A 22,080-nucleotide genomic window follows, 5' to 3' on the forward strand; every position below is an offset into this window, starting at 1 on the left:
TTAAGAATTTAAGCGAGAGGGAATGAGGTTAACTATAACATTGAAATTAATTAGTTTTGGAAAACGAATATTGTTAAAGGGCTACACCAATTTTCTAAACCGCAATACCAATTCCTTTAGACCTCCAATAACTAAAATCCATAGATTTTCGATTTTATGCATCTCAAAAAAAATTCTACTGAATTCTATACAGGAGAATGGATAGGCAGAAAAAAGATGAATATTTTTATTCGTTGCCAGGTACTATCTTACTTTTTTTGACTTGTGGATAGTGGAATTATCCCAATTAATTATAACTCAAGGTCAGGAGTGCATAGTGTTAAGTTGCGTCCAAAAACACATTTTTGTTTGATTTTTCTGACATATACATATAAAAGATACTCAGCGATTATGTTTAGGAAAATATCCAAATTCTTGATTAATTTGAAAAATAGGAGATAATAATGGCATCCCCAAAAGGTCTTGGTAAGGGACTTGATGCGCTTTTTAGAGACAAAATACAAATAAACAATAATTCTTTAAGTGATGAGCCCAACAAATTAAGGTACATATATATAGATGATTTAGAACCCAGTCCATTTCAGCCAAGGAGTATTTTCTCTGAAGAGGCAATAGAGGAACTCGCTCAGTCTATAAAGAGCCAGGGATTGTTGCAACCAATATTGGTTAGAAAAAAAAGTAATGAAGAAAAATATGAAATAATTGCTGGCGAAAGGAGATATCTTGCCTGCAAAAGAGCTGGGGTAAGGGAGATTCCAGCAATAGTCTGCACATTGAGTGATGAAGAATGTATGGTTGTATCTCTTGTTGAGAATTTACAAAGGGAGGACCTAAATGTTATTGAAGAGGCTCGTGCATTGGATAAAATACGTTCTCTTTTGAATTTAACACAGGAAGAGCTGGCAAAACGGGTTGGAAAAAGCAGATCCCATGTTGCCAATACAATGAGATTACTTCAATTGGAGGAAGAGATATTACAGGGGATTTTTGAAGGAAAAATTTCTGCTGGCCATGGTCGGGCACTTTTGGGCATTAGCTCAAAGGAAGACAGAATCAAAGTATATGAATATATCTTAAAAAAGAACGCCAGTGTCAGGGATGTAGAAAAAATTGCTAATTACTGGAAAAAAAATGGGTCATTACCAAAATATTGCAAACTAGATAGCCCTAAAAGGACCTTAGTAAAAGATAGCATCTTAAAAGAAATTACAAAAGTTATTAACAGTAAATTGGGACTAAAAGCAACAATGAGAGGAACACTCACCTCAGGCAGTGTCACCATCAAATATTCTTCCAAAGAGGAACTAATATCTATTTTAAAACACTTAAATATTGCTGAATCTGTTAATTTTGAGGAGAATGTTTCACATGAAACAATTGATGACAACCACCTCAATAGTTGAGCTCCTAAATACCTTACACAAAAGAGATTGTGAACCAATTCTCATAGTCGGTGATGTGATGTTAGACCACTATCAGTATGGCAAAGTAGAGAGAATTTCACCAGAAGCTCCAGTACCTATTGTGAATATTAAGTCAGAAGAATTTAAACTTGGAGGCGCTGCTAACGTTGCCAATAATATAACCAAACTTAAAGGAACTACATATTTGATAGGTGTAATTGGCGATGACCTAAATGGAGATGTTTTGCTAAAACTACTTAATAAAAATAAGATTCCAAATACCCTGTTAAAAAAAAAGGACTACTTTACAACCACAAAAACAAGAATTATAGCAAAAAGTCAGCAGTTACTCAGGATTGATAAAGAACAGATCCATCATGACTTCTCTTATGACCTCACTAAAATCGTCCAAAAATTCTTACCAGAATTTAAAATCATTATAATTTCAGACTATGGAAAAGGTGCAATAGGTAAATCCTTAATTGATATGTTGTGTTCATCATCTGCTTTAGTTCTCATTGACCCAAAAGAAAGAAATTTTAAAAATTACCGCAAACCATTTATTATGACTCCAAATAAAAAAGAAGCAGAAGACCTTAGCGGAATCCATATAGATACAAAAGAAAGCTTGCTGAAAGCAGGAGAAATTATTATCGAAAAAACTGAGACTACTAATTTACTAATTACCTTAGGTGAGCAGGGTATGGTTTTATTTGAGAACAAAGGTAAACTAGTTTTACACCTGCCAGCCCTGACAAGAAAGGTCTATGATGTAACTGGTGCGGGAGATACTGTATTATCTGCCCTTGCCCTGGGACTCTCAAAAAAAATGTCCCTTATTGAATCATGTATATTTGCCAACATATGTGCAGGCATTGTAGTGGGAAAGATGGGTACATCTTATCCTGTATGGCAGGAAATCTTTGATAATTCAAATAAGTGGGAAAAATATCTACAAATAAAGCTATGGAAGGAGGACAAAACAACATAATTGACATAACAAATCTTTACCATTTCTTTGGAACAAAAAAAATTCTTGAGAAAGTAAACCTGAAAATTCCAAAAGGTGCATTTGTCTTTCTTACAGGAGATACTGGTTCGGGTAAAACAACATTTTTAAAGATCTTACACGGAGAATTAAGGCCCACAGCTGGAATTGTGCAGATTGATAATTTCACCTTTGGTGCCAAAAAAAAGCCCTGTGTCCATCTCCTTAGAAGAAGAGTCCAGATGATATACCAGGACATAAAAATTTTGGATGATTATTCTATAGAAGAAAATATAGAAATTCCCATGAGGAGTATGGGCATTAGCAAAAAAAATAGACAAAAAAGACTTAAAGTATTGCTAAAGGTCTTAGAATTAGAGCATTTAAAAAAGTCATCTCCTGCTTCATTATCTGGAGGTGAAAAACAGCGAATCGCTATTGCCCGTGCTATATCAACCAGTCCTAGCGTTATACTTGCAGATGAGCCCACAGGAAACTTAGATAAAAAAATGGCAAGAAAAATTATGAAAATATTATCTCATTTTAACAAATATGGAACTACCATCATCCTCGCCACACACTCTTATGAACTCCAAAATCTTGTCTCAAATCCAATACACTTAACTATTCGTAACTCTACAATCCTGGAGAACCAGTAATGTCCTATACTCTATGCCTCTTAGAACAATTCATCATTCTTATGAAACATAAAAAATTGCAACATTTCTTTCTAATAACTCTTTTAACAATCACCACACTATTGTTATCGATAATACTTGTGGCTCACTACAATGGATTAAGATTTCTTAAAAAAATCAATGAAAGTAATGTCATCATAATTACTTGGAATAAAGATTATAATGGAAAAATCAAATCTACACTTTATAATCTAAAGAAAAATTATAATATCCAGAAAATAAAAATTTATTCACCTCAAGATGCTTTTTTTATTCTAACCAATGGCCAACAAGAGTTATCCTATGACTCATCCACAAAACTAGACCAAATACTACCATACACAGCAATTATTTCAACTAAGGAAGATAGAAAAAAATTAATCGAAATAGAAAACTTACTCAAAAAACAACCTGGTATTAAAAAAGTAATTATCAATACTTCAAGTATAGATATAATAAATACAGTAAAAACAAATTATATATATTTTTTAGTTGCTACACTAATATTGCTTTTATTTACATGTGGATCACTAACCTACTCCTACTTTTATATCCTTAAATTGAGCAGGGCCAAAGAATTGTCAATCCTACAATTAATGGGGGCCTCTAATGTGTTCATAATTGTCCCTTTCACATTAAAAGGTATAATTACCGGACTACTAGCCTCACTCTTAGGTATTCTCCTCACCAAAATATTGGTATTATATCTTAATATTCTCCTTAACACACCTCCTCTATGGTTAAAAATAGAAATGTTACCAATTTCTTATTGTGTGTTGATCACATTGGGTATAGTTTTAATTTCATTTCTAGGGTCTTTTTTGGCTGTGAACCCTTATTTTAGAAAAGGAGATTGATTATGAGAAGTGACAAAATGAAAAAAGGTTTGGAAAAGGCGCCCCATCGGAGTCTTATGTATGCTACAGGTCTTATAAAAGAGGAAATAGAAAGACCTATAATTGGCGTGGTTAATTCTGCCAATGAATTGATTCCAGGCCACGTCCATTTAAATCAAATAACCAAGGCAGTTAAGGCCGGGATAAGAATGGCAGGAGGTGTGCCCCTGGAATTTCCAACAATAGGCGTGTGTGACGGCATAGCCATGAATCATGAAGGCATGAAAATGAGCCTTCCAAGCAGGGAACTAATTGCTGATTCAATTGAAATCACAGCAACTGCCCACCCTTTTGATGGACTTGTATGTGTGACTAACTGCGACAAGATCGTGCCTGGCATGTTAATGGCCATGTTAAGACTAAACATTCCAAGTTTAATAATCAGTGGTGGACCAATGCTGGCCGGGCGTGTAAAAGACAAACCCATAGATTTAATTACTGTATTTGAAGGTGTTGGCAAGGTGCAAAAAGGAGAAATAACACAGGAGGAATTGGAAGAATTAGAGTTCAAGGCATGTCCAGGGTGCGGCAGTTGTTCTGGCATGTTTACAGCAAACTCTATGAATTGCCTATCTGAGGCCATTGGATTGGCCTTACCAGGTAATGGCACAATCCCTGCTGTTTTTGCAGAAAGAATAAGACTAGCAAAATACGCAGGAATAAAAATAATGGAACTAGTTGAAAAAAATATTAGACCAAGAGATATAGTGACATTGGAAAGCGTGAAAAATGCAATAGCCGTTGACATGGCCCTTGGTTGTTCTACAAATACAGTATTGCATTTACCAGCCATCTTCAAAGAAGCAGAAATTAATATAGACCTGGAAATCTTTGATGAAATAAGTAAAATTACTCCTAACCTGTGCAAATTATCACCAGCTGGCCCACATCATATAGAGGATCTCAATTTTGCAGGTGGCATTTATGGAGTAATGAGTGAATTAGACAAAAAAGGTTTGATAAATAAAGATTGCCTTACAGTCACTGGAAAGAGTATTGGGGAAAACATATCTGAATTAAATGCCAGGGTATTAGACCATAATGTTATTAAATCAATAGACTCACCCTATTCACCAACAGGTGGAATAGCCATTTTACGGGGAAATCTTGCCCCTGATGGATGCGTGGTTAAACAATCTGCAGTTGCTCCTGAAATGATGCAAAGAACTGGAATTGCAAAAGTATTTGACTCAGAAGAAGAGGCAGTAGCAGCAATCTTAGGAGGCAAAATCCAGAAAGGGGATGTAGTAATTATTCGTTATGAAGGACCAAAGGGCGGACCAGGGATGAGAGAGATGTTAACTCCTACCTCAGCAATTGCTGGTATGGGACTTGATAAAGATGTTGCACTTATAACAGATGGAAGGTTTAGTGGTGGCACAAGGGGAGCTGCCATAGGGCATGTGTCCCCAGAGGCCCAGGAAGGGGGCCCAATCGCATATGTCAAAGATGGAGATAAAATTTTAATTGATATTCCAAAAAGGCGGTTAGAACTCCTAGTTGACTCAACAGAACTGGAAAAGAGAAAGTCTTGTATCAAGATTAAAGAACCCAAAATCAAATCAAAATTGCTTAAAAGGTACGCAAAACTTGCTAGCTCTGCCTCAAAGGGAGCAGTATTTGAATAAAATAGGCGCCCTAGCGGCGCCTTTTTTATTCTTTCCCTATCAATTCCATAATCTTTTTGTAAATTCCTTCACTGTCTAGTCCTAACATAAAGCGAAGTTCAGATTGAGGGCCATGCTCAATAAATCTATCTGGAATTCCAAGTCGAATTACTTTTCTACCAGAAAGCAGATCCCTATCATTTAAACACTCTAATATAGCAGATGAAAATCCCCCTATAACCGAATTTTCCTCTACAACTATTATTTTACTAAAATTCTTCACTATATTAAAAAGCTCCTCAGGCAAGGGCTTTATAAACCTAGCATTATACACACAAACGCTCACACCCTCCCTCTCAGCGATCTTTGCAGCATCCAAGCTAGGATCTACCATACTACCCACGGATATAATCAGGATGTCATCTCCAGGTTTTACAATCTCCCCAGAAGGCGCTAAAATCTTTTCATAGGAATGTGATAATGTAATACCTTTTCCCCTCCCCCTGGGATATCTAATAGCCACTGGTAAATCCATCAACAAAGCTGTATATAACATATTTTGAAATTCCCTTTCATCCTTTGGAGCCATAATGGTCATATTGGGGATAATTCTTAAATAGGACAAATCAAAACTTCCATGGTGAGTTGGTCCATCCTCTCCAACAAGACCAGCCCTATCTATACAAAATATAACTGGCAAATTTTGAAGGCATACATCATGAATAATTTGATCAAAACTCCGTTGCAAAAAAGTAGAATAGATTGCTACCACAGGCCTAAATCCCTCAGTAGCCAGACCAGCAGCAAATGTTACTGCATGTTGTTCACAAATCCCCACATCAAAAAATCTATCCGAAAACCTTTCCCTGAATTCATCCAGGCCAGTTCCTTCAGGCATTGCAGCTGTGATTGCAACAATTCGTTTATCTTTAGCAGCTAAATCACACAATGTCTTTCCAAATACTTTACTATAGGTAGGTGGCTGCGCTTTGTTTTCTTTCCTCTCTGTTAACTTACCAATTCCATGAAATGAAGTTGGGTCCTTTTCTGCAGGCGGATATCCCTTCCCCTTTTTAGTTAGCACATGGAATAACACAGGCCTATCTAATTCTTTGATCTCACTTAATACTTTCACCATTTTTTCTATATCATGCCCATCAACAGGCCCTATATAATAAAATCTAAATGCCTCAAAAAGTATTCCTGGAGTAAATAAATTTTTTAAAGATTCTTCGCTTTTACGGGCATAGTTCAATATTTCGTCGCCAAATTTTGGTATTTGTTTAAGCCACCTCTTTAAATCCTGTTTGAACTTCACAAATCTCTTATCAGCAAGTTTCCTGCTTAAAAAAGCAGAAAGTGCGCCTACATTTTTAGAAATAGACATCTCATTGTCATTTAAAATTACGATTAGATCCTTCTCCAAATCACCTGCATGATTGAGTGCTTCATATGCCATGCCAGCGGTCATAGACCCATCACCAATCACAGCAATCACCTTATAACTATCCCCCTTTAAATCCCTGGCAATAGCAAATCCAAGGGCTGCAGAAATGGATGTAGAGGAGTGTCCTGTACCAAAAAAATCATAGGGAGACTCATCTCTCTTAGGAAATCCACTGATACCTCCTAATTGTCTTAATGTCTTAAATTTTTCCTTTCCCCTTGTAATTATCTTGTGTGCATAAACCTGATGTCCCACATCCCATATTAATTTGTCCTTTTTAAAATTAAAAACTTTATAAAGGGCAAGTGTCAGTTCAACAGCCCCTAAAGATGAAGCCAAATGTCCTCCTCTTTTTATAACTGTTTTTATTATTTCACCTCTGATCTCCTCAGCTAATTTCTTTAACTCCTCTATACTTAAATCTCTAATTTGTTCTGGAGTTTTTATCTTGTCCAAAATATTTTTACTCATCTGACTACCCTATCTGGTTCGTATCATAATATACCTGGCTAAGTCTTTTAAAAATTCCACTTTAGGCGAATTAAATTCTGATATAAATGATATTGCCTTTTTAACACATTCCCATCCTAACCTTTTACTCTCCTCTATTCCAAGTAATAGAGGATAAGTACATTTGCCTTTGTCTAAATCACTGTGAATTGGCTTGCCAATAATCTTTTCATCCCCTTCTATATCCAGAATATCATCGGCAATCTGGAAGGCCAATCCGATCATTTTACCATATTCCCTTATTTTTAAAATTTCACTCTTAGAAGCATCTCCTAAAATTGCACCGCATACACAGGCGCTCTCTATAAACCTACCGGTTTTGAGCATATGCATTTGTCTTAATTCATCTAAAGTGCAACTCTCTTTTCCAGTAAGCTCAATATCTATCACCTGTCCACCTACCATCCCCTGAGAACCAACTGCACCAATTATTTCATTCATGGCCTTAATAAGCAATTCTTTGGATACATCACACATCAGCATCAATCTTATGGAATCTGTGAGCAAACCATCCCCTGCTAAAATAGCTATAGCTTCACCAAATAATTTGTGATTTGTGGGCTTACCCCTTCTAAAATCGTCATTATCCATAGCTGGTAGGTCATCGTGTATTAGTGAATATGTATGGATTAATTCTAAAGCACTGGCAAATGGGAGTATCTCTGATATTGACCCTGTAAAAAGTTCATAACACACCATACACAAAATTGGCCTGATCCTCTTTCCTCCTGCCATCACACTGTATTCCATAGACTCCTTTAATGTGGAAGGAACTCCATGAAGAGACTTAAAATATCTTTTTAAAAATTTATCTACTTCTGTCTTATAAACTTTTAATGTATTTTTTAAATCCCTTTCATTCATCTACATCACCATTCGTATTTTCTTGTAAAAGTTCCTTTGAATATATCTCTACCACCTGTTTAGCATTATCAATATATTCTTGAAGATTTTTTGCAAGTTCACACCCCTCCTTATAAAGTTCCATTGCTTTGTCCAAAGATATATCTTCCTTTTCTAAGAGATTTACTATATCCTTTAACCTGGCCATGGCGTCTTCAAAATTAAAGCTCTCCATTTTTAATTACCGTCCATAATTTATTTTTTAGTTAAATCATTCAATGATTTGAGCCAGACGTTCTCCATCTTTAAACAGAATATTTACTTGCTCCCCAACCAAAAGCTCCTTGAAACTTATAACAACTTTTCCATCTAATCTCTTAACCATACTATAGCCTTTATAAAGAGGCCTCGTGGGATCTGCCAAATAGACCTTATTTGTTAGCAAATCAATATCCCTCTCTAATTTATCCAATTTTTTTGATGCATTAAAAATCAATATCTTTGTATGGTCCTTTAAATTCCTGTTTGTTCTTTCCACAATATCTTTAAATCTAATATTTAAAGTAAAAATTAAATGTATTAGTTCCCTCTCCTTGCGATGAATTATCCCGCTCATTGAGGAGACAATGTCGTTTGTGACCTTAAAAAGAGAATGTTCTAAATTTTTCATTATCCTTTTTGGAGAATATGCATTTAACTTTTCCAGATATCCTGAAACCCTATTAAGCCTGAAATTTAGATGTCTATTAATATTTTGAAAAAGGGAAAGCACTAAAGAATCTAACATCTGAATATAATTTTCTATTGGTTCCCACAAAAAGCCAGCCACATATGTTGGTGTTGCACATCTATAATCTGCAACCATATCAGCTATAGTATAGTCAATTTCATGACCTATACCTGTAACAACAGGAATACTTGATTTAAAAATTGCATCTGCTACTGTTTCTGAATTAAATACATGAATATCTTCAAAACTACCGCCTCCTCTGATCAACACCAAAACTTCTGCCCATTTTTCTGAATTTGCAATCTCTATCATTTTGGCAATTTCTGCAGGTGCATTTTCTCCCTGAACAGTAGATGGATAAATCCTCACCCTAAAAGGCATTCCCATCTCTCTGGCTACCCTCAAAAAATCCTGGATTGCTGCTCCATTAGGCGCAGTAATCACTCCTACTCTCTGTGGATTTTTAGATATGTGTCTTTTTCTTGATTCATCAAAATAGCCTTTTTTTCCCAACTTTTGCTTTAGCATTTCCAGCTCAACATAGAGATCCCCTATTCCCACTTCTTCAATAAATTCAACTATCAATTGATAAGTGCCCCTTTGAGGATAAACACTAATTCGTCCAGCGCAAAGGACTTGAGAACCATTTTTTAAAGACTCTGGACTTAAATTTTGACCTATATTCTGATTGGACTTAAACCAAACTGCAGATATTATAGCAAGTGAATCCTTTAGAGAAAAATATATGTGCCCAGAAGAAGGTTTTGATAAATTTGAAACCTCTCCTTTAACCCAGATTAAGGGAAACTCTTCTTCTAAAACAGTTCTAATACTCAAAGTGAGTTCTGATACAGTATAAATTTTTTTTCCAAATTTCATAAATTCAATTAACCAGCCTTTATGTTTAAAGGTATTCCCCAACTCTCCCAGATTCTATTTCTAATTTCTTTAAATTGTGTTATAAATTTATCATGTGATATTTGATATACCTTTCCATCTTTTCTGTCCTTAACTTCAATATAGCCATTAGCTAGACCCTTTTTTCCAACATAAATATGAATCGGAAAACCAATTAGATCTGCATCCTTGAATTTAAAACCAGGCCGCAGATCCCTCTCATCCCATATAACATCAATATTTAATTTAATCAGGGTATCATATAGGTCTTTTGACACCTTCATTACCCTATCATCCTTTACATCAAGACTCGCAATACAGACCTCAAAGGGAGCTATTGAAGGGGGAAAAATTATCCCATTTTTATCATAATTTTGCTCAATTGCTGCAGCAATAATCCTGCTGACACCAATTCCATAACATCCCATAACCATATATTTTTCTTTGCCATCAGCGTCAATATAAGTAGCATTCATTGCTTCTGAATATTTTGTGCCCAATTTAAATACATGCCCAACCTCTATTCCTTTAAGAAATTTTAATTCTCCACCACACACAGGACAGGGGTCACTTTGTTTGACATTTACAAGATCCAGAAAAACTGCATCCTTTATGTGTTCATTAATATCTAAATTTTTTAAGTGATAATCCTTTTCATTGGCCCCACAAATAAGGCCTTTTTTTCCTTCAAGCAATGCATCTACATAGATTTTTTTAACTTTTAATCCAATAGGGCCAGCATATCCTACTTCACAACCTGAAATATTATACACCTCCTCTGGACTTGCCATACGAATCTCTGGGACTTTTAAGAAAGACTTCACTTTAGCCTCGTTTAAATCTCTATCTCCTGGAATTACAAATGCAACTGGTTCGTTGTTAATTATATAAATTAAAGTCTTTACAATATCATTTTTTGACACATTTAAAAAATTAGCTACCTCCTCAACAGTGTGTTTATCTGGAGTGTATATCTTTTCCAGTTTTAATGAATTTTCTTGTGTTTTTCTATCATTTGATTTTTCTTTTAATACAACCTTTGCCTTTTCAATGTTAGATGCAAAATCACACTTTTGGCATACAACTATTGTATCTTCACCAGTTTCTGCCAAAACCATAAATTCGTGGGAAAGGCTACCACCAATTTGGCCTGTATCTGCCTCAACTGCTCTAAATCTTAGTCCCATCCTCTCAAAAATTTTAGAATATGCATTGTACATTTTTTTATAACTTTCCTCAGCACCTCTATCATCTCTATCAAAAGAATAGCCATCTTTCATAATAAATTCCCTACACCTCATAAGGCCAAACCTGGGCCTGATCTCATCCCTGAATTTAGTGTGAATCTGATACAAGTTTAGAGGGAGTTGTCTATAAGACCTAACTTCGTGTCTGACTATATCAGTGACTACTTCTTCATGGGTTGGTCCTAAACAAAAATCCCTCTCATGTCTATCTTTAAATCTAAGTAGTTCTTTTCCATAATAATCCCATCTTTTACTTTCCTGCCAGAGCTCAGCGGGTTGCACAACAGGCATCATAATTTCCAGACAACCTGCTTTATCCATCTCTTCTCTCACAATGTCACTTATCTTTCTAAGAACCCTAAGTCCCATAGGTAGAAAAGTGTAAACACCAGAAGTCAATTTTCTGATCATACCCGCCCTTATAAGAAGTTTATGGCTAATAACTTCTGCATCCTGAGGATCCTCTTTTAATGTTGGACAGTAGTATTTACTGAACTTCATAAGGAACTCCTTTTCTCTCTTGAATATATTTTTTTAATTCCTCTTTGAATTCACTAATTAAATTGTTTAAATGATAAACTTTTTTAATAACTTTACCTTCCTTAAAAATCACTCCTACATCTTTGCCACCTGCTATCCCAATATCAGCCTCCCTGGCCTCACCTGGACCATTTACAACGCAACCCATAATTGCCACCTTAATAGGCAAATCAACCTTTGAGAGCCAGGGCTCAAGTTTATTAACCAGACCATTTACATCTATCTCTGTCCTTCCACAGGTGGGACAGGATATTATTTCCACTCCTCTTTTCCTGAGGCCTAAACTCCTTAATATTTCGTAGCCAGCTATTACTTCTTGGAGAGGATCCCCAGTGAGAGAGACCCTTATTGTATCGCCTATACCCCTTGCCAAAATAAGTCCAATTCCAACTCCACTTTTTATTGCGCCTCTAATACCTGAGCCTGCCTCAGTAATGCCCACATGTAAAGGATAATCACATTTTTCAGAGAACAACAAATAACTCATATAAGAATCCCTAACACAAGAAGACTTTAAGGAAATTTTCATATTAAAAAAATTTCTCTTCTCAATTTTTCTAACCCAACGAAGACCACTTTCTACCAGGGCTTCTGGGGTGGGATGCTTATATTTTTTTTTCAATTCCTTTTCTAAAGAACCACTATTTACACCTATTCGTAAAACCGCATTATTTGCTTTACAAGCATCGACTATAATGGTCACTCTTTTGCTATCGCCAATATTACCAGGATTTATTCTGACTCCGTCAGCTCCATTCTCCACACCAAGAACTGCAAGTTTGTAATCAAAATGCACATCCGCTATCAAGGGTATTTTTATATTTTCCTTTATTTTTTTTATAGCTTTTGCTGCCTCAATGTCATTTACACTGACCCTTATAATTTCACATCCAATCTCTTCTAACCTTTTTATTTGTTCAATTGTAGTTTCATAATCCTGGGTCCTGGTGTTGGTCATGGATTGGACCCTGATTGGTGCCAACCCACCAATATCCACATCACCTACATATATTTTTTTTGTCTTTTTTCTCTTAATAAAGTCCATACACTTTCCTCGTGAAATTATTCTTTTTCCCGCCAGATTCTTGCGCCTAATTTTTGAAGTTTTTTCTCCATTTGCTCATATCCTCTATCAAGATGATATATCCTTCTAACAATGGTTTTGCCTTTAGCAGCAAGGCCAGCCAGCACAAGGGCAGCGCTTGCCCTAAGGTCAGATGCCATAACAGGTGCGCCTTTTAGCTCTTTTCCTCCCCTGATAATTGCAGTATCACCTGCAATTTTTATATAAGCTCCAAGTCTCATAAGTTCTAAGGCCTGCATAAACCTGTTCTCAAAAATAGTCTCTTTGATCATACCGGAGCCATTGGCAGTACACATAAGAGCCATAAACTGGGCCTGCATATCTGTTGGAAAACCTGGATAAGGCTGGGTTATTATGTCAATACAATTGATTGGATCCTTTGCATCAACAAACAAACTGCTATTTTCAATATAAACCTCAACTCCCATTTCCTGTAATTTTGATACAATAGCATCCATGGCAAAAATAGGTGCATTTTTGACTTCAATTGAACTCCTGGTTATTGCTCCAGCAACAAGGTATGTACCAGCCTCGATTCTATCTGAAATCACTTGATATTCACATCCTCTCAGCTCCTCAACGCCTTGAATTCTGATTACATGGGTACCATGCCCTTTAATTTTTGCCCCACACTTGATTAAAAAATTTGCCAGATCTACGATTTCAGGCTCCCTTGCTGCATTTTCTAAAATAGTCTCACCCTTTGCCAATGTTGCGGCCATGAGCAAATTCTCAGTTCCACCTACAGTTGGAAAATCAAAGTTAATGTAAGCACCTTTTAACCGATCGCACTTAGCATCAATATATCCTTGATCCACATTTATTTCCACACCCATTTTCTCAAGTCCTCGAAGATGCATATCTACTGGTCTAACACCAATGGCACATCCACCAGGCAGGGCTACTCTTGCCCTTTTTGTCCTTGCCAAAAGAGGACCTAAACACAAAATCGATGCCCTCATGGTCCTAACAAGTTCATAAGGGGCTTCATCATTATAAATATTAAAAGGATTTACATTAATTATTCCCTTTTCTTTGTGGTGGACAACTTCACAACCTAAAATTTGTAATAACTTAACTGTTGTTTCTATGTCCCTTAAATTGGGAATATTAGTCAGTTTTACACTATCTGATAAAAGTAGGGTTGCAAATAAAATAGGAAGGGAGGCATTTTTCGACCCACTTATTTTTACACTTCCTGACAATTTGTGTCCACCTTCTATAACCAATCTATCCATTTTTACTTGACCTCTTTTTTATTTTTTTATATAAGTCTTTTCAGACGTGGTGGGTGTAGCTCAGGTGGTAGAGCACTTGGTTGTGGCCCAAGTGGTCGCAGGTTCAAGTCCTGTCACCCACCCTTTTTTATCTTTTCCGAAGCTTTCTCACATCACCAATTCTCATTGTCAATTTTTGCTTATCAAAATATTCCAACAAGGGGATTGAGTATTTTCTGCTGAGCCCAGTTAATTCTTTAAAATCTTGAGGCTTCATCTCTTGATTTTGTTCAAAAAATTTAAGCACTTTGGTTTTAATTTCTTCTATAATATCTTTTAGATAAAAGATATCTTCCTTTATCTTAACTAAGTCACCTTTATCAGTAAGTAGTTTTAAAATTGGATCTACAACTTTTTTTTCTGAGCCCAATTGTTCAATCAAATTTTTTACAGTAGGAGGTTTGTACTTGCTCTTTTTAAAAATTTCTAAAATCTGCTTCTTTATCTTTTCTTGATCTTGTTTGAGGGAAACTGTGTAACCTTTAATCTTTATTAGCTCTCCATCAGGTTCAATAAGACCCTGTTTAAAAGAATATTCAAGCACAAAGTGCACTAGCTTTTGATTTAAATCTTTTCCCCAGTCGGAAATTATTTGTCCTTTTGAAATTCCTGGCTCAATTGGATTTTTTGCATGAAACTCTTTTATGTAATTAACCAAACTATCCTGCAATTTTAAGATCCAAACTCTCCCTATATAGATTTTCTCTTCCTTATCAAAACAAAAAATTTCCTGTCTTGATTGCAATTTTTCTAACTCCCTTTGGAGTTCTTTTAATGATACATTAGTCAATACATGAAGCTCCTTTAAGCTGTATCCCCTGACCCCTATTTGTTCTAAGTGGAGGATAATTTTTTCCTTTGTGTCTGCTTTTATGAGTTTTTTTAACACAACTACCTGCTGAGAAAATCTCTTTATCTTCTGGCCAATAGGATTTATTATTGTTCCTCCTCCAATAGTTCTTAATGGGGAAAAGGACCTTACAACAAACTTGTCACCATAAAGTCCTACCATAGGTCCTGGGAACCGGATCTGTGCATATCCTGTGTCTCCAGGCTGAAGCTTATCCCTATCAAGTAAATATATCCTTGCCATAATCTCAGTAGTTCCATGGTGAAAATGCACTTCTTTTCTGTGCAAAATAGGTCTTGGTGAGGAAGATAGACAGGTAATTTCCACATCAAAGGTGTTTGAAGGAAACAGGGTATCAGGCCGTGCAATTATATTACCCCTTTCAATCTCTTCAACTTCGATCTGCGCCAGATTTATAGCTGTCCTTCTGCCAGCTAACACCTCTTTAACAGGTTCTCCATGCACCTGGATATTCCTCACTTTTGAAAACTTTTTATCTGGATAGATAAAGACATCTTCTCCAACTGAAATCTTTCCTGATACCAGGGTGCCTGTTACAATTGTGCCATGTCCCTTTAAGGTAAAGACCCTGTCCACAGGTAATACAAAAATATCTGAAGTACTTCTTTGTTTAACCTTGTCAACTATTTCCCAGATAGCCTCTGTGAGCTCCTTTAGTCCTTCCCCAGTGTGGGCAGATACAGGGACAATTTTTGCGTGTTTTAAAAAAGTATTAGACAAATAGTCTGAAACATCTTCTATTGCCAATTCCCTTAATTCTTCATCCACCATATCTATCTTGGTGAGTGCCACCACTCCCTTATTTATTCCAAGCAAGGAACAAATTTCAATATGCTCCCTTGTCTGGGGCATAATACCTTCGTCTGCTGCTACTACTAACAGGACAAAATCTATACCAGTGGCACCTGCCACCATATTTTTCACAAACCTCTCATGTCCAGGCACATCAACTATTGAGAGCCTTGTTCCATTTGGCAGGTCAAGATATGCAAAACCAAGCTCAATAGTAATTCCCCTCTTTTTTTCGTCCTTTAACCTATCACAATCAATTCCTGTTAAGGCCTTTATTAAAGTAGTTTTTCCATGATCTATATGGCCAGCAGTACCCATAACTATTGACATATCTATTCTCCAATTAAGATCTCTTAGAGATTGAAAATTTTAAAAATTAAAGAAATTGCTATTAAAAAAATTAAAATTTGTAAAGGATTTTAAATTTCTTAAAAATTCCTTATTTAACTAATAATTTTTTTGGGATGTTGTCTTGACAATTTTTCGCTCCCGCCCATATAAAGAAAAGACCTCTTTTAGAGGAAAATATGGCCTGCCCTTAAATTTTTTAAAACAAAAATAATATTTTTAAAGGGAGTTGATATGCGGGACATACTAGAAAAACAACGTACCTTTGCTTTGCTCGGTAGTACTGGAACAGGCAAAACATCCTTAGCAGAAATGATATTTTTTAATGTTGGAGTAACCACAAGGCTGGGGACCATCCCAAATGGAAATACTGTACTGGATTATGAGCCAGAGGAAATCAAAAAAGGTGGATCAATCCAACCTGCATTTGGTGTGTACACATGGAAAAAAAATAGACATTTTTTAATCGACACCCCTGGTGATTCAAACTTTCAGGGAGAACTTCCATACCAGATAGTTGCAGCTGATGGTATTTTGTACGTCTTAGATGCAACTGATGGAGTTAAACCCCAGGACAAAAAACTGTGGAATGAAGCAAAGGAATTTGAGCTTCCAACAATTATTGTTATAAACAAAATGGATAGAGAACGTGCTGATTTTGAAAAGGCCTTAAAGGGTATCCAGGATGTTCTCAAGGCAAAACCAATGGTAAAATATTATCCCATTGGTGCTGAAGCAGATTTTAAGGGAGTAGTAGATGTATTAGAGAAAAAGGCCTATTTTTTTAAAGATAATGGCAAAATCGAAACAGGTGATATACCTGCAGATCTAACAGACAAAATTGATGAGCTCTATGAATATTCTATTGAAAATATTGCAGAAAGTGATGAAGAACTAATGGAAAAATACCTAGAAGAGGGAGAACTTGGCACTGATGATATAATAAGTGGTCTGAGAAAAGGGGTATTGAGTGGAGAGATAGTGCCTGTGTGTGCAGTATCTGCCCTTCAAAATAAAGGCGCAGAACTCATTTTAAACATGATTCAAGACCTGCTGCCATCTCCACTTGAGAGAAAACCCTGGAAGGGAGTTGATGGGTCAATACGCAAATCATCAGAAGAAGAACCTCTGGCTGCATTTGTATTTAAGACTATTACAACTCCCTTTGGCGGTTTACTCTCAATGATAAGGGTATTATCTGGCAAACTCTCTTCTGACATGCAGGTATACAATCCAGAAAAAAATTCCAAAGAAAAATTGGGACAGCTCCAGTATGTGATTGGTAAAAAAATGGACCCATGTAAAGAAGAAGTCGGACCAGGTGGTATTGTAGCTGTAGCAAAATTAAAGAGCACACAAACAGGCGATACCATTTGTGATGAAAAAAATCCATTTATTCTAGACAAACCTAAATTGCCACCTCAAGTCTTATCATATGCAATTAGTGGAGAAAGTAAGGGTGATGAAGACAAAATGATGGTAGCTGTTCAAAAGCTCCTTGAAGAAGATACAAGTTTAAAAGTGCAGCACAGTGAAGAAACAAAGGAAATTTTACTCTCTGGAATGGGACAATTGCACATTGAGATGGCTATAGAAAAGGTTAAAAGGAGAAGTAAGGTTGGAGTCAAATTAAAAGAACCTAAAATTCCATATAAAGAGACAATCAAGGGTAAGGCTGAAGCACACGGTAGATATAAAAAACAGACTGGTGGCCGCGGTCAATTTGGAGACTGCTGGATCAGGATATCTCCCTTGCCCAGGGGTGCTGGCTATGAATTTGAAAACCAGATAGTGGGTGGAGTTATACCAAAACAATTTATTCCAGCAGTGGATCAGGGAATCCAGGAAGCAGCAAAAAAAGGAGTCCTTGCTGGATATCCTGTAGTTGACTTTAAAGTAGAGCTCTATGATGGCTCCTACCACAGCGTAGATTCATCAGAGCTGGCATTTAAAATTGCAGGCTCAATGGCCTTTAAAGAAGCAGCAGAAAAAGCAGGCCTAGTACTTTTGGAACCAATAATGAAAATGGTAATTACTGTACCTGAAGAGTTTATGGGAGATGTAATTGGGGATTTATCCAGTAGGAGGGGTAAAGTACTTGGATATGAATCCCAGGAGGGAATCGCTGAAATCCAGGCACAGGTCCCAATGGCCGAGGTACTAAAATATGCACCTGATTTGAGGTCTATGACAGGTGGTCAGGGAACCTTTGTTATGGAATTTGACCATTATGAAGAATGTCCACCAAATATCCAAGAAAAAGTACTTGAAGAAGTTAAGGCACAAAAACAAGAATAAACAAAAAGGGAGGTAGCTTTACCTCCCTTCCTTTTTTAATCCTTTTTTCTCACACAATTTTTCTATTTCGCACTCATTACATTTAGGAGATCTTGCCTTACACACATCCCTTCCAAACCATACAAGGAGGTGATTTACAAGATGCCAATCTTTTCTTGGGAAAATCTCCATTAAATCCCTCTCAATAATTGCAGGATTTTTAGATTCAGTAAAACCCAATCTAAAAGATAAACGTTTTACATGGGTATCAACGGCAATTCCTTCATTTTTTGAAAAACAATTGGATAAAATTATGTTTGCTGTCTTTCTAGCAACTCCTGGAAGTGTTAAAAGCTTGTCCATCTCAGATGGAACTTCCCCATTATATTCATTTAAGATCTTTTTTGCAGCTTCGATTAAATTCTTTGCCTTGTTTCTAAAAAATCCAGTTGAACGCACTACCTCCTCCACCTCTTGCCAACTTGCCTGTGATAAGGATTTTAAATCTGGCCATTTTTTAAAAAACACAGGAGTTACTTTATTTACTCTTTCATCCGTACATTGAGCAGCTAAAATTGTGGCCACAAGAAGTTCCCATGGACTTTTCCAGACCAATTTTGTCTTTGGATCTGGGTATCTTTTTTTTAAAATTTCTAAAACCCTATTTGCCCGATCTTTAAGCTCCATTACTTACCCCTTGAAATTATGCTTACCCATACTTATTATTTGCTTGCAAATTAATATAGATCCAATTAAACCACAACAAAAAGGGGGACTCTTCTATGGAAACAAAATTATTTTATGTCACCTGCAAAGACAAAGATGAGGCAAAAAAAATAGCCAAAAAGCTTTTAGAGGAAAGATTAATTGCCTGTGCAAATATATTCCCAGAAATTGGGTCCTTTTTCTGGTGGGAACAAAAAATTGACAGTGCAAAAGAAACCCCAATGATACTAAAAACCAAAAAAAACCTAACAAAAGAAATTATTGCGAAGATAAAAGAACTCCATTCATATGAATGTCCATGTATCATAGAAATTCCAATTACAGGTGGATATAAAGAGTTTTTAAAATGGATCTGTGAGGAGACCAAATAGAGATGAAATTTTTCATCCGCACATTTGGCTGTCAGATGAATGTTGCTGACTCCTTGTGGATTTCATCATCCCTTGTATCAAAGGGATTTGATATGACCTATCAAGAAGAAGAGGCAGATATAATTTTGGTAAATACATGCAGTGTAAGAAAAAAACCTGAAGAAAAACTCTATAGTTTTCTTGGCAGGATATACCCATATTTTAAAAAAAATCCAGAACTAATAGTAGGGGTGGGTGGTTGTGTTGCCCAACAACTTGGCGAAAAAATCTGGAAAAAATTTCCATTTGTCAGACTCATATTTGGCACAGATGGAATTCCTTATGTACCTCAGAGTATCAATAGACTCATCTCAACACCTTCCCTTAAAATAAGCTTGTTGGATTTTAAAGACTTTTATCCAGAAAGGGATATAATTATTAATGAGAAGTTATTAAGTAATCACCCGATAGCATATGTTAATATAATGCAGGGTTGTGATAACTTTTGTGCCTATTGTATTGTCCCTTATACCAGAGGACGGCAAAAATCCAGACACAGTGAAAAAGTTCTTGAAGAATGTAGAAGATTGGTGGATGCTGGAGTAAAAGAAATAATGCTTCTTGGACAAAATGTGAATAGCTATGGTAAGGATAAATATGGAGATGGTGTAAGCTTTGAAGACCTACTTATAAAAGTATCAAAAATACCAGGATTAAAAAGAATCAGGTTTACAACATCTCATCCAAAGGATATCTCTGATAAATTGATCAAACTTTTTGGGGAGTTGGATAATCTTTGTCCTGCTATTCATCTTCCTCTGCAGGCTGGATCAAACAGGATATTAAAACTTATGGGCCGTAAATATTTAAAAGAAGATTATCTTAAGATAATTGATAAACTCAGAAAGGTGAGGGAAGATATAGTTATAACCACAGACCTGATAGTAGGGTTTCCTGGTGAAAAGGAAGAAGATTTTAGAGAAACCCTGGACGTGGTCAAAAGAGTTGAATTTGACAGCAGTTTTTCTTTTAAATATTCTGACAGACCAGGGACCAGGGCAGAAAAGATGGAACCAAAGGTTCCTGAGGAGGTCAAATCCAAAAGACTCAAGGTGTTCCAAAATATCCAGGATGAACTTACTTTAAAGTCCATGAATAAACTTTATAATCAAACAGTAGAAGTACTCGTGGAAGGAATGAGTTCTAAACAAAGAGATGAAACAACTGTTTCATTTAAGGGGCGAGAGCCTGGTGGTAGGATAGTAAATTTTTTAGTGAATAAGGAAATTGTTCCTACTATTTCAGTAGGCTCAATTGTAAACATAAAAATAACAGAAATAAAAAAACATTCATTATTTGGGGAGGTGAGAAGATAATATGGTAGAGATGAAAATATTCGGACTTGCACTGGATGAACAGTCACAGGTGCCTATTTTAATACTAAAAGATCTTGAAGAAAAAAAGGTATTACCAATATGGATTGGGGCAATGGAAGCTATGTCTATTTCAATTAGTTTACACAAAATACACATGGCCCGTCCTTTAACCCACGATTTAATGATTAATGTCCTTAATACATTGGGTGCAAAAATTACAAAGGTGTGTATTGTGACATTAAAAGAAGGTACTTATTACGCAGAAATACATATAGAACAAGATGATACTGTATATGTAATTGACTCAAGGCCATCAGATGCAATAGCCCTTGCTATTAGATGCAATGCAAAAATATTTGCCAATGAAACCCTTCTTGAAGATTTACAAAAACATATGGAAAAAGGCCATGAAGTGGTTTTAAAAGACGAAGAAGCAGAAAAATGGACTGAACTATTGGAGCGACTTGGTGATGATGAAATCAAATATAAGATGTAAAAAAACAGTGAGATAAGTAATTTTATGATTGATTTACACACTCATACAGTTTTCAGCGATGGGGAGCTAATCCCAGCAGAACTAATCCAAAGGGCAAAAACTGCAGGATATAAGGCTGTAGCTATTACAGATCACGTAGACCACACAAACATTGAACACATATTAAAAAACTTACAAAATGGAATAAAAGACCTTTGTATGGTCTCTTCAATGGATGTAATTGTTGGTGTTGAAATAACTCATGTGCCCCCGCCCTTAATTTCAGATTTAATAAAAAAAGCCAGAAATCTTGGAGCGCAGCTAGTAGTAGTACATGGGGAGACCATTGTTGAGCCAGTTGAAAAGGGCACTAATCTGGCAGCAATTCAAGGACGATGTGATATCCTTGCCCATCCTGGATTAATAACAGAGGAAGAAGTAAAGCTTGCCGCTGAGTTAGGTGTCTATTTAGAGATTACAACAAGATCAGGTCATTCTCTGACTAACGGACACGTGGCAAAACTTTCAAAAAAATATGGTGCAAAGCTCATTATAAATAATGATGCCCATTCTCCAGAGGACCTAATTTTTGTTGAAAAAAGAAAATTAATTGCCATGGGTGCTGGACTTACATATGAAGATTATATAGAGGTAGAGAACAATTCAAAATTACTCTTAAATAACATTTTAAAAAGATGAAAATCATTTGAGGGTTTAAC

Annotated in this window: 19 protein-coding genes and 1 tRNA gene; 11 read left to right on the forward strand and 9 right to left on the reverse strand. The window is 36.0% G+C overall.

The window, feature by feature from the left end; all coding sequences use genetic code 11:
• The first annotated feature begins 443 nt into the window (after positions 1-443).
• The 5 genes from ACYQ1E_RS07355 to ilvD are packed head-to-tail and all read left to right on the forward strand — an operon-like array spanning position 444 to position 5,592.
• Positions 444-1,403: a ParB/RepB/Spo0J family partition protein gene (locus ACYQ1E_RS07355; protein ID WP_459877247.1), complete on the forward strand. Its 960-nt coding sequence runs from the start codon at positions 444-446 to the stop codon at positions 1,401-1,403.
• Positions 1,369-2,394, forward strand: a complete 1,026-nt coding sequence (locus tag ACYQ1E_RS07360; protein ID WP_459877250.1) for a bifunctional heptose 7-phosphate kinase/heptose 1-phosphate adenyltransferase — start codon at positions 1,369-1,371, stop codon at positions 2,392-2,394. The genes ACYQ1E_RS07355 and ACYQ1E_RS07360 overlap by 35 nt, the downstream gene beginning before the upstream one ends.
• Complete coding sequence (locus ACYQ1E_RS07365) at positions 2,343-3,050, forward strand: cell division ATP-binding protein FtsE (protein WP_459877253.1); 708 nt, start codon at positions 2,343-2,345, stop codon at positions 3,048-3,050. Before ACYQ1E_RS07360 ends, ACYQ1E_RS07365 begins: the two co-directional genes overlap by 52 nt.
• A 41-nt stretch (positions 3,051-3,091) precedes the next feature.
• Entirely contained in the window at positions 3,092-3,925 is an 834-nt protein-coding gene (locus ACYQ1E_RS07370) for an FtsX-like permease family protein (RefSeq protein WP_459877256.1), read from the forward strand.
• A gap of 2 nt (positions 3,926-3,927) precedes the next feature.
• Complete coding sequence (gene ilvD, locus ACYQ1E_RS07375; RefSeq protein ID WP_459877258.1) at positions 3,928-5,592, forward strand: dihydroxy-acid dehydratase; 1,665 nt, start codon at positions 3,928-3,930, stop codon at positions 5,590-5,592.
• A gap of 25 nt (positions 5,593-5,617) precedes the next feature.
• Here the strand turns inward: ilvD and dxs are convergent, their stop codons facing one another.
• From dxs to murA, 7 genes are read right to left on the reverse strand one after another with little or no spacing between them, the layout of a single operon-like run.
• Entirely contained in the window at positions 5,618-7,489 is a 1,872-nt protein-coding gene (dxs, locus tag ACYQ1E_RS07380; protein WP_459877261.1) for a 1-deoxy-D-xylulose-5-phosphate synthase, read from the reverse strand.
• A gap of 9 nt (positions 7,490-7,498) precedes the next feature.
• A complete protein-coding gene (locus ACYQ1E_RS07385; protein WP_459877264.1) occupies positions 7,499-8,392 on the reverse strand; it encodes a polyprenyl synthetase family protein in 894 nt (297 codons plus the stop codon).
• Positions 8,385-8,606: an exodeoxyribonuclease VII small subunit gene (gene xseB / locus ACYQ1E_RS07390; RefSeq protein ID WP_459877267.1), complete on the reverse strand. Its 222-nt coding sequence runs from the start codon at positions 8,604-8,606 to the stop codon at positions 8,385-8,387. The genes ACYQ1E_RS07385 and xseB overlap by 8 nt, the downstream gene beginning before the upstream one ends.
• Before the next feature lie 36 nt (positions 8,607-8,642).
• Positions 8,643-9,980: an exodeoxyribonuclease VII large subunit gene (gene xseA, locus ACYQ1E_RS07395; protein WP_459877270.1), complete on the reverse strand. Its 1,338-nt coding sequence runs from the start codon at positions 9,978-9,980 to the stop codon at positions 8,643-8,645.
• A gap of 8 nt (positions 9,981-9,988) precedes the next feature.
• The gene (locus tag ACYQ1E_RS07400) at positions 9,989-11,746 is read right to left on the reverse strand and encodes a proline--tRNA ligase (RefSeq protein WP_459877273.1); all 1,758 of its coding nucleotides are present in this window, start codon (positions 11,744-11,746) and stop codon (positions 9,989-9,991) included.
• Positions 11,733-12,830: a flavodoxin-dependent (E)-4-hydroxy-3-methylbut-2-enyl-diphosphate synthase gene (ispG, locus tag ACYQ1E_RS07405; protein WP_459877276.1), complete on the reverse strand. Its 1,098-nt coding sequence runs from the start codon at positions 12,828-12,830 to the stop codon at positions 11,733-11,735. Before ispG ends, ACYQ1E_RS07400 begins: the two co-directional genes overlap by 14 nt.
• Positions 12,831-12,847: 17 nt before the next feature.
• The gene (murA, locus tag ACYQ1E_RS07410) at positions 12,848-14,107 is read right to left on the reverse strand and encodes a UDP-N-acetylglucosamine 1-carboxyvinyltransferase (RefSeq protein WP_459877279.1); all 1,260 of its coding nucleotides are present in this window, start codon (positions 14,105-14,107) and stop codon (positions 12,848-12,850) included.
• A 49-nt stretch (positions 14,108-14,156) separates the two neighbouring features.
• On the opposite strand from murA, the gene ACYQ1E_RS07415 reads away from it, so the two are divergent.
• A tRNA-His gene (locus ACYQ1E_RS07415) sits at positions 14,157-14,229 on the forward strand.
• A 5-nt stretch (positions 14,230-14,234) separates the two neighbouring features.
• On the opposite strand, the gene selB is transcribed toward ACYQ1E_RS07415, so the two are convergent.
• The gene (gene selB / locus ACYQ1E_RS07420) at positions 14,235-16,139 is read right to left on the reverse strand and encodes a selenocysteine-specific translation elongation factor (protein WP_459877281.1); all 1,905 of its coding nucleotides are present in this window, start codon (positions 16,137-16,139) and stop codon (positions 14,235-14,237) included.
• A gap of 252 nt (positions 16,140-16,391) precedes the next feature.
• Here selB and fusA point away from each other — a divergent pair, with 252 nt between their 5' ends.
• A complete protein-coding gene (fusA, locus tag ACYQ1E_RS07425; RefSeq protein ID WP_459877284.1) occupies positions 16,392-18,455 on the forward strand; it encodes an elongation factor G in 2,064 nt (687 codons plus the stop codon).
• Positions 18,456-18,473: 18 nt separating this feature from the next.
• Here fusA and nth read toward each other — a convergent pair whose 3' ends face one another.
• Positions 18,474-19,121: an endonuclease III gene (gene nth / locus ACYQ1E_RS07430; protein ID WP_459877287.1), complete on the reverse strand. Its 648-nt coding sequence runs from the start codon at positions 19,119-19,121 to the stop codon at positions 18,474-18,476.
• 95 nt (positions 19,122-19,216) lie between these two features.
• Here nth and cutA point away from each other — a divergent pair, with 95 nt between their 5' ends.
• From cutA to ACYQ1E_RS07450, 4 genes are read left to right on the forward strand one after another with little or no spacing between them, the layout of a single operon-like run.
• Positions 19,217-19,531, forward strand: a complete 315-nt coding sequence (cutA, locus tag ACYQ1E_RS07435; RefSeq protein ID WP_459877290.1) for a divalent-cation tolerance protein CutA — start codon at positions 19,217-19,219, stop codon at positions 19,529-19,531.
• Positions 19,532-19,533: 2 nt separating this feature from the next.
• Positions 19,534-20,886 carry a tRNA (N6-isopentenyl adenosine(37)-C2)-methylthiotransferase MiaB gene (gene miaB / locus ACYQ1E_RS07440; protein WP_459877293.1) on the forward strand — a complete coding sequence of 451 codons (1,353 nt, stop codon included), beginning with the start codon at positions 19,534-19,536 and terminating at the stop codon, positions 20,884-20,886.
• Position 20,887: 1 nt separating this feature from the next.
• Positions 20,888-21,382, forward strand: coding sequence for a bifunctional nuclease family protein (locus ACYQ1E_RS07445; RefSeq protein WP_459877296.1), 495 nt, complete (start codon positions 20,888-20,890; stop codon positions 21,380-21,382).
• 24 nt (positions 21,383-21,406) lie between these two features.
• Positions 21,407-22,060, forward strand: coding sequence for a histidinol phosphate phosphatase domain-containing protein (locus ACYQ1E_RS07450; RefSeq protein ID WP_459877299.1), 654 nt, complete (start codon positions 21,407-21,409; stop codon positions 22,058-22,060).
• Positions 22,061-22,080 lie beyond the last annotated feature (20 nt).

It is taken from the genome of Desulfothermus naphthae, assembly GCF_054657475.1.